The sequence below is a fragment of the Mucilaginibacter sp. genome (genome assembly GCF_041660805.1).
Lineage (GTDB): Bacteria > Bacteroidota > Bacteroidia > Sphingobacteriales > Sphingobacteriaceae > Mucilaginibacter.
Window position 1 is genome coordinate 106,075 of sequence record NZ_JBAZVP010000015.1, and the last position, 9,798, is coordinate 115,872.

Genomic DNA, 9,798 nt, shown 5'->3' on the forward strand with positions numbered 1-9,798 from the left:
ACTGCTTACTGCCAACTGTTATTATTTCACCAAATCAAATCCCCAGTCTTTTCCTTTATCAACAGCGGGTACACCATTGGCCAGCCAAACCGGCATAGGCGCGCCTTTCAGGAAATGATCAAAGAACTGTGCTTCGCGGATAGATATATCTTTACGGTTCTGGCGTTTTACAAGATTGTGGGCCTCATCATTATATTGCAGTAGCCATACTGGTTTATTTAACCTGCGCAGGGCGGTAAACATTTCAATACCCTGGTACCATGGCACAGCGCCATCCGCATCGTTTGACATGATCACTACCGGGGTTTTCACCTTTGGCAGCATAAATAGCGGCGAATTATCAATATATAGTTGTGGTTTATCCCACAGGTTGGCACCAATACGGCTTTGTGTTTTTTCGTACTGAAACTGCCTGTTTACACCGCTTTCCCAACGGATACCACCATAAGCCGATGTCATATTGGCAACCGGTGCACCTGCCCATGCAGCCGCATACATATCTGTTTGGGTAATTAAATAAGCAACCTGGTAACCACCCCAGCTTTGGCCCTGTATGCCAATATGCGCGCCATCAACCCAGGCATTTTTCTTTAATGCCTCAACACCCGAGTTAACAAACTCAACCGCAGATGCTCCCGGGTGGCCGGCTTCGTAACTGATATCCGGTGCGAATACCAGGTAACCGTTACTTACAAACCAGGAGATGGGTAACCTTGACGGAGTAGGTGACGGTGGCAAATAAGCGTATAAACCTTCACTTAGTTTTTCATAAAAGTAAGCGATCATCGGATATTTTTTAGCCGGATCAAAATTTTCCGGTTTGTATAAGATCCCTTTTGAATGGTATCCTTTTGGGGTTGTCCATTGTACCAGTTCGGCTGTTCCCCAGTTATACTCTGCCTGCTGCGGGTTTATAGCGCTAAGCTTAGTCTCTTTTTTAAGGTCTGCTGATACATACAAGTCAGGCGATTGCGTGTAGCTGTATCTGGTGTAGATAAAGCTATCGGCATTTTTGGCTTTTTGTAAACCGCTAAAGCCGTTTGGCGCCATTACAACTTTTACAGGCGCGGCTGCCGTGCCTATTTGTTTTTTATAATATCCCCATTGTTTGGTATCATCATTCTGCACTATCATCCAAAGCACTTTTTTATTGGGGATGAATTTCTCATCAGGATCGGTACTGTTATACCTGAACTCGAGCTTGTTCTTACGGCCTATACCATTAGTAAAGTTTGTAGCAGCGCCTGTTGCAGGGTCAATGCTCCAGATATCATACCTGTCATATATCAGTACGTTTTTATCGCCTTGTTCCCAATCGGCAACACCGTAAGCCGATGGATCATCCGGTACATCATTATCCTCATCGCCCCATTTAACATGGGTAGCTGTTGTTAAATTTACTTTTTTACCTGTGGCGATCGCATAGCTGTTCCAGTTCTGATCTTTTGAATCAAACCAGATCACATAATTACCACCCGGCGAAATACTATATCGGCCTTTTAAACGGCTGTTTATCAGTTTACGCTCCCCGGTTTTAACGTTTATTAAATAAGCTGCCTGGTTGCTGCCGCCTTCCCACTGCGATTGCACACGGGCACCTGTATCGGTAAGGCCTAATGCATAACCGGCATCTGTATTATCAGATATCAGCACATTCTGAATATTGATATCCGCTAATTGGATCAGTTTTTTATCCGCTTCGGCAGGGCGTATTACGGCAAGGTAATTGCGTTTTAGCTCGCGTTGCAGGTTTTTTAACTGCTGCGGCTGCAGGTAATCGTCTTTATAGTTCCATATATCTAACCGGGCCACTTCAAAATCAACAATAGTGGTATCGGCAGGTTTAGGGATAGGAGCGGTGCCAAAGAAAAGGTTGCTGCCATTCTTACTAAAATAAACACGCCCATCGCCGCTAACAGCCCATTTAGCCGGCATACCTGCCGAGTTTGGTGCAGCTATAACGTCGGCACTGTCTTTACCTATCTGATAATAATACAGCTTAAACGGCTTAACCTGCGCTTTCTCTGGGTTCTTCTCGGCTGTAAAAGCCAGTTGTTTGGTGGCATCATCAAAGGTGACGTTGCGGTAGTTACCACGGCCTGTATTTACAAGCTTTAAAGTATCTTTCTCAACATCATAAACAAACAAGCCCGACTTTACATCTTTTGATTTCTTTGGTGCTGTAACAGCATAGGCCAGCATTTTACCATTTTTGCTTAACTGGTACTCTGTAACATATTTAAAAGTGCGGGTTTTGCCGGTTAATAATTGTTTTACGGTAAGCTCGGCACCATCACGTGTTGGCGGGGCTATTGTTGCGGCAACCGCTTTTTTTGAAGTATCTGATGCAACAGGTTTCTTTAATGTATCAGCAGGCATTAAGTAAGCTATTACCGATGCTTTATCAGCAATTTTGAATGACCTGATAGCCGGGATCTTTTCTACCTGGTTTTTACCTAAAACTATTATGCCCAAGGTGTCTTTTGGAAACTCGGCAGGTTTTTTCTTTTTGATTTTGGCCAGGCGGGTATCTTTAAAGAAAGGCCTTATCAAAAACGCGGCGTATTTGGAGTCGGCAGTAATACGGACGGTATCCGCACGCGGGATGCTGAATTTACTGCTGTTCTTACTGTCGGTTATAACCAGGCTGGCATCGCCTTCCTGTGGTTTTACTACATATAATATATATTTACCATCGTTACTGATACGTTCGTTGGTAATATTTTGCCAGCCATCATAAACAGTATGATCGAGTGGTTTTTTTGATATTTTTTGTGCCGTGGCACCAAAAGCGGCAAATAATAATAGAGGAAGTAGAATTTTCTTCATAATAAGTGGGATATTAACTCTTAAATATCTTAAAAAAATAGTTCGGAGGCCGGTTTTACAATAAAAAAGTTACAAGAAAGCGCTTATTAAAACCATCTTTAAAGAAAAAGATCATTTTTACCAGATACTTATTCCAATTGGGCTTTGTTTATAACTGTTGATGAGATCACAGAACCGGAAGCAAGGAACATCCAACCAAAAAAATATTCTTTTATAGTAATATTGTTAACGTATTTTGACAGAATTTGCCAGGGTTCCGCACTCATTCCGGGTGTTGTCGCAAAAGTAAGTTTTGAGAATACTTTATTTAGGATAGGATTTAATATTTTCCCTATAAAATTGTTAGCCCCCTTTGCACCAAATATTACTACACAGCTATTATCCTTTAAATACGGAATAATGTTTTCAAGGGCCTCTTCTGACGCATATGCATCAGGTGCGCCAAACATAAGCAAGCCATTAAACATACCTGTTAAGCCTACAGTTTGTGCCGGGGCTTCAACCACTATAATATTTGTCCAATTATTTAATGCGATACGTTTTTTGGCATTTATGATCACATCAGGGCTTATCTCTACACCAACAACTTCTCCGGTTGGCCCAACGGCATTTACCAGGTAGGGGAAGCTGCCACCCATTCCGCAACCCATATCTATAACCCGGTCCCCGGGCTTCAGCATTAACAGACCGGTAGCCTTTTTACGCAGGGGCTTTATAAAAAAGAAGTCGAAATCAGGAAAAGGACGGGTTAAACGAATTAAATATTTTGCATAAAGTGGTGTACGGTCATCTTTTCTCATTCAGTTATTGCTTAAAATAAGATTTAACCTAGTGCAATTATTCGCTTTTATATAATACCCCCGCTTTTTCGGCAGACATTTTTATGCCCTTTATCATTGCCGAACTAAAGCCATTGTGCTCCATTTCGTTCAGCCCCGCTATGGTACAGCCTTTTGGGGAAGTAACCTTATCAATTTCCTGCTCGGGGTGGGATGAGAGCTGCAGTAAAAGATCGGCAGCGCCTTTGGCGGTTTGCGCGGCCATCTTCAAAGCATCATGCGCGTGAAAACCTATCTCGGTACCGCCTTGTGATGCCGCACGGATGGATCTTAAAAAGAAAGCGATACCGCAGGCACAAAGCGCCGTGGCCGATGTCATTAATTCTTCATTGATCTGGATGCTTACACCCACGGTATCAAATAATGATTTAACCAGGCTAACATTGGCGGCAGATGCATTGTCTGTTGCAATACAGGTCATGCTTTGGCCTATGGCAATTGCAGTGTTGGGCATAGCACGAATTACCTGCACATCCAACCCCAGTTGATTACGGATATCCTGGCAGCTTACACCCGATACTACCGAGATCAAAAGGTGTTTGGTTTGATCGGCAGCAGGTTTAATTTCGTCAAGCAGCTTGTTTAATTGTTGTGGTAGTATAGCTAAAACAACAATATCGGCTTTGGTAACGGCTTCGGCATTATCGCTGGTCACGTTGTAACCTTCATCGGCCAGGGCAGACAAAGCCGTAATATTACGACGGGTGAGCGTAATTTGCTGCGGTTTAAAAATACCTGCTTTTACCAATCCCTTAGCCAAAGCTAAACCAATATTTCCGCTGCCTAAAATGGCTATATGCTGCTGTGTTTCCATGTTATTATTTGCTTAAACGTGTACCAAAACCCTGCTTACTTTTCAACTGCCCCAAATCATCAGAGTGCCCTATTATTACTGCTTTAACCCCGCATGATATAGCGGTAAATGCATTATCCATTTTAGGGAGCATCCCACTGTGAATGATCTGATCTGTCTTTAATTTTTCGTAACGCCCGGGGTCAATATCCCTTATCAATGAATCTTCATCGTTAATATCCTGCAATACGCCTTTCTTTTCAAAGCAATAAACCAGCGTGGTTTCATACAGCTTTGATAATGCTACCGCCAGTGCCGATGCTATGGTATCGGCATTGGTGTTTAACAGCTGGCCCTCACCATCATGCGTTAACGCGCAAAAAACAGGGGTGAAGCCACCATCAAGCAATTTACGAATGTTCTCCGGGTTTATCGATCCTTCAAATATATCACCGGCAAAACCATAATCGATAGTTTTTACCGGTCGTTTTTTAGCACGGATAAAATCGCCGTCGGCACCGGTTAGGCCAATAGCGTTATTGCCATAGCGCTGTAGCTGGGCCACAATATTCTTGTTTATCAATCCGCCATAAACCATGGTTACAACGCGCAGGGTATCAATATCGGTAATGCGGCGGCCGTCTACCAGTTTGGCTTCAATACCCATTGTTTCTGATATTTGGGTAGCCACTTTACCACCGCCGTGTACCAGGATCTTGTAACCCTCCAGCGCCGTAAAATCTTTCAGGAAACGGTGCAGGTTCTCTGAGTTATCAATTACGTTTCCGCCTATTTTTATGATGTGCAGGGCTTGCATGTTGTATTATATATAAGTTCGATGGCAATAATAGTTATTTTTTGGTGATGATAGCGGATTTTAACCACAAAGGACACGGAGATTTTCTGACTATTAATCACAGAGTGCACAAAGAAGTAATAAAGAGGTGCCTATAATCCTTGTAATTGTTTTTCGGTCTCTGTGTACTTTGTGTTTCTCCCTTTGTGATCTCTGTGGTTAATTATCATATTTAAACCACAAAGGGCACGGAGATTTTCTGATTTGTTAATTACGGAGTGCACAAAGAAGTAATAAGGCGGGACTTTATAATCCATGTAATTGTTTTCGGTCTCTGTGTACTTTGTGTTTCTCTCTTTGTGATCTCTGTTGTAAATTAATCAATTGATAATAAAATACTTAAGTATTACAACTGATAAATAAGTTAAATAACTATAAATACAGTTGTATAACTGAAATATAAGTTATAGATTTGGTTTATGGAAGAGTTAACAAAAACAGAAGAGCGTGTAATGCAGGTGCTATGGAACCTGAAAAAGGCTTTTGTAAAGGATATTATTGAAGCCATGCCAGATGACCCTAAACCACCTTACAACACCATATCATCGGTAGTGAGGCTATTGGAGAAGAAGGGGTATGTTGATTACAAGGCATACGGTAAAACCTATGAATACTTCCCCGCCATTAGTAAAGCGGAATATCGCAAGGCGTCATTCAAAAAAATGTTTACCGGGTACTTTGATAACTCGGTAGAGAGCCTGCTATCATTCATGGTTAAAGAGCAAAAGCTGGGCGAAGATGATATCAGGAAGATCAAAGAAATGATTGATAAAAACTCAAAATAATGAAGACACTCATCTATCTGCTGCAGGTATCGGCATGTACCGGTATCTTCTACTCATTTTACTACCTGTTTTTGCGAAGGCTCACCTTTTTTACACTGAACAGATGGTACTTATTGGCCACATTGCTGCTAAGTTTTGTTATCCCGGCGTTAACTATTCCACTAAACACAACGGAGGTATCGCCCATAATGCAGCCTGTTGCTTTTGTACAGCAAATGCAAACCGTACAGCAGCCAGAAACTACAATAATACAGGCATCGGCAGATAATGTTGAACCCTTTAATTGGATGGTGCTTATTAGAGATGTTTATATAACCATGGCTATAACATCAGTTGTGCATTTACTGGTTACGCTTACACTGTTCTTTCGCCGTATGGGTAATAAAAAACTGATGCAAATAGGTAATGTGAAAGTATTAAAAGGCAGTAAAAAGCTTGGGAACAGTTCATTCCTGAATGTAATATTTATAAATGATGATGAACTGGAGCCCGAAGAGATAAAGCAGATCATCACCCATGAAATGTTGCATGTGAAATTAATGCACTCGGCAGACAGGCTTATTGCAAGGGTAATACAGATAGTACTGTGGTTTAACCCATTCGCTTACTGCTACATACGCTCAATAGAAGAGAACCACGAATTTGAGGTTGACCGGATAGCGGCAGGGAAGGATGATAAAGGAATATACGCTACGTTGCTTTTTAAACTGGCGGTAAGCGGGCAAAGCTACCTGTTCCACGGTTTTAGTAAAGTATCGCTTAAAACGCGCATAACCATGTTATTTAATAAACCCACATCAAATATGAAAAAGATCATTTACCTGCTTATACTACCAATGGTGGTGATAAGCTGCCTTGCCTTTGCCAATTTATCGCCAAAAGAACAACCGTTCTACACTATAACCCGGCATAAATCTCCGGATGGAATTGAATTGGAGACCAGGAAAATAATATTGCCACACGGAAAAGGAGGGGTGGATAATAGTAATACTTATCAGGATACTGCAAAATTTCGCCAGAAAGTAAAACGTACACCTGCCCGGCAAAGGGAATACGATAAATATAAAACCGAACAGAAAGCATACCAACAAACTGACGATTACAAGCAAAAAACCGAGGCGTTAAAAGAGGCAATGAACAATACCCTTACCTACAAAGTAACAGGATTTACAAATGCCGATAAATCCAAACAGATCAAAGAAGGGTTTACAGTTTCTACAAATAATAAAGAGTTCACTTTAACTACCTGGTACGGGCAGTCAAAATTATTGAAGAATTTACTTAAAGTTGGCGATGAAATACAATTAAAGGTTTTCCTGGCTGGTTATGGTAAGGGCCGACCGGTAGAAATTGAACCGGCATTCGTTATTAAAGATGGTAAAGAAATTTATCGCATAGCAGAAGCAGCTAAAATTCCGGATTATGCTTTCCTGTATGAAGCCAACAAAGTGCGCTTTACAAACGGGCAGGTAACTAACATACAAAAATATCCCAACGGCAAATGGAAAAGCGCTGTTGTTGAAGTGGTTAACGGTTATAAAATTAAATTCAACCTTAAGCCAAATGCACCGGATTTTAAAGATATTGAATCCGGCGACCATGTAACTTTCCGTTTTGTACATGAGGTTAAAACGGGCGCTAAAGAATATACCGTTAACGACTGGGTATCATTAAGTACCGATATTAAAGATTACGGCATCAAAAACCCCGACTACTTTTACAAATTTTACGAGAAAGGTTAAAAAGCTTCAGTTCAGGATGATGTAATAATTAACCACAAAGGACACAGAGATTTTCTGATCAATTATCCACAGAGTACACAAAGAAATAATAAGGAGGGCCTCTATAATCCGTGTAATTGTTTTTCGGTCTCTGTGTACTTTGTGTTTCTCTCTTTGTGATCTCTGTGGTTAATAATTTGCGGTTAATAATTGCCACGGTACTACATCCATTTTCATGAAATTATTGTCTGTTAAAACACATATTTAATTTATCCTGTTAAGAAACTAAACACATGCCTGCAGTTTAATTTGTTACTTTGCGGCAGGCTATATTAATATGGATAAAAAACAAAATGCATTACCCCGAATAGTTATTATAGGCGGTGGTTTTGGTGGTATTCAACTGGCAAAGAAACTAAAGAACAAACCGGTTGAAGTTTTATTACTCGATAAACATAACTATCATACATTTCAGCCATTGCTTTACCAGGTAGCAACAGGTGTTCTTGAGGGCGATTCTATTGGTTTCCCTATCAGGCGAATATTCACGCACCAAAAGAATTTCACCTTTCATATGGCAGTGGTTCAAAGAATAGATACCGATAACAATACCGTAATTTCTGATGCGGGTGAGTTTAAATACGATTACCTGGTTGTTGCAACGGGCGCCAATACCAATTTTTTTGGCAACAAACAGTTGGAGCACTTTACAATGCCCATGAAAAACATTGCCGAAGCGCAAAATTTACGCAGTTTAATATTGCAGAACCTGGAGAAAGCTTTAGTGACCACTGATAGGGCCGAGCGGGATGCCTTGTTGACTTTTGTAGTAGTTGGCGGCGGGCCTACAGGGGTTGAGCTATCAGGTGCTATATCTGAACTGAGAGAATATATTTTATGTAAAGATTACCCCGGCCTGTGCAATGCAGATATGACGGTGTATTTGGTTGAAGGTAAACCAGAACTGTTGGCTGCCATGTCGCCGCAGGCATCATTAAAAGCAAAAAAGTTTTTATCTGAAATGGGTGTGACCATTTTTAACAGTGTGCATGTTGAAAGTTATGACGGTAACATGTTAACAATAGATGATGGCACAAAAATTAAAACCCGTAACGTATTTTGGGCGGCTGGCGTTAGGGGCGAAATACCTGAGGGGATCCCTCCTGAAATAATAGCAAAAGGTTCGCGGATACAAACCGACGAGATCAACCGTGTAAAAGGCTGTACGAATGTATTTGCAATTGGTGATGTATCGGCGGTGTCGTCAGAGGCAAATCCGGCGGGTTTCCCGGGAGTAGCACAGGTAGCTTTACAGCAGGGTAAGTATTTGGCTAAAAACATTATGCATATTATAAACGGCGAGCCAACTACCCCCTTTGTGTATAATGACCTGGGGACTATGGCTACAATAGGCCGCAATAAAGCGGTTGCCGATCTGGGGCGTTTTCATTTCCAGGGATTTTTTGCATGGCTGTTATGGATGTTTGTGCACTTATTATCGCTTGCGGGCTTTAGTAATAAAGCTATCGTATTTTTAAATTGGGCGCTCGGGTATTTTACCCGTAATAGCGATAACCGGTTAATAGTGCATCATTTTAATACCAAAACAATGATGACAGACCCTGTTGCAAGGTAGGTGCTTTAAAATTTCGGTGAGGACACCGAAATGCGGAGTTGGGCTGTGATAGATAACCTACCCCGCTGTTTGTAAGCGCACAAATAATTGCACCCGGCGACTTGCCTAAAGATTTCGGTGAGGACACCGAAATGCGGAGTTGGGCTGTGATAGATAACCTACCCCGCTGTTTGTAAGCGCACAAATAATTGCACCCGGCGACTTGCCTAAAGATTTCGGTGAGGACACCGAAATGCGGAGTTGGGCTGTGATAGATAACCTACCCCGCTGTTTGTAAGCGCACAAATAATTGCACCCGGCGACTTGCCTAAAGATTTCGGTGAGGACACCGAAATGCGG

7 protein-coding genes are annotated in these 9,798 nt (G+C 41.6%); 3 read left to right on the forward strand and 4 right to left on the reverse strand.

Annotated features, from left to right (window positions below; translation table 11 throughout):
• Positions 1–21 precede the first annotated feature (21 nt).
• The 4 genes from WC743_RS17945 to argB all read right to left on the reverse strand — a co-directional run bounded on the left by WC743_RS17945 (position 22) and on the right by argB (position 5,278).
• A complete protein-coding gene (locus WC743_RS17945; protein ID WP_373014120.1) occupies positions 22–2,829 on the reverse strand; it encodes an alpha/beta hydrolase family protein in 2,808 nt (935 codons plus the stop codon).
• 128 nt (positions 2,830–2,957) lie between these two features.
• Positions 2,958–3,629: a methyltransferase domain-containing protein gene (locus tag WC743_RS17950; protein ID WP_373014122.1), complete on the reverse strand. Its 672-nt coding sequence runs from the start codon at positions 3,627–3,629 to the stop codon at positions 2,958–2,960.
• A 37-nt stretch (positions 3,630–3,666) separates the two neighbouring features.
• Positions 3,667–4,482, reverse strand: coding sequence for a pyrroline-5-carboxylate reductase (gene proC / locus WC743_RS17955; protein WP_373014124.1), 816 nt, complete (start codon positions 4,480–4,482; stop codon positions 3,667–3,669).
• A 4-nt stretch (positions 4,483–4,486) separates the two neighbouring features.
• A complete protein-coding gene (gene argB / locus WC743_RS17960) occupies positions 4,487–5,278 on the reverse strand; it encodes an acetylglutamate kinase (RefSeq protein WP_373014126.1) in 792 nt (263 codons plus the stop codon).
• 458 nt (positions 5,279–5,736) lie between these two features.
• Between argB and WC743_RS17965 the strand changes: the two genes are divergently transcribed.
• The 3 genes from WC743_RS17965 to WC743_RS17975 all read left to right on the forward strand — a co-directional run bounded on the left by WC743_RS17965 (position 5,737) and on the right by WC743_RS17975 (position 9,459).
• The gene (locus WC743_RS17965; RefSeq protein WP_373014128.1) at positions 5,737–6,102 is read left to right on the forward strand and encodes a BlaI/MecI/CopY family transcriptional regulator; all 366 of its coding nucleotides are present in this window, start codon (positions 5,737–5,739) and stop codon (positions 6,100–6,102) included.
• Positions 6,102–7,844 (forward strand): M56 family metallopeptidase, encoded by a 1,743-nt coding sequence (locus tag WC743_RS17970; protein WP_373014130.1) that lies wholly within the window; start codon positions 6,102–6,104, stop codon positions 7,842–7,844. The genes WC743_RS17965 and WC743_RS17970 overlap by 1 nt, the downstream gene beginning before the upstream one ends.
• Positions 7,845–8,160: 316 nt before the next feature.
• Positions 8,161–9,459 (forward strand): NAD(P)/FAD-dependent oxidoreductase, encoded by a 1,299-nt coding sequence (locus tag WC743_RS17975; RefSeq protein ID WP_373014132.1) that lies wholly within the window; start codon positions 8,161–8,163, stop codon positions 9,457–9,459.
• The last annotated feature ends 339 nt before the right edge of the window (positions 9,460–9,798 follow it).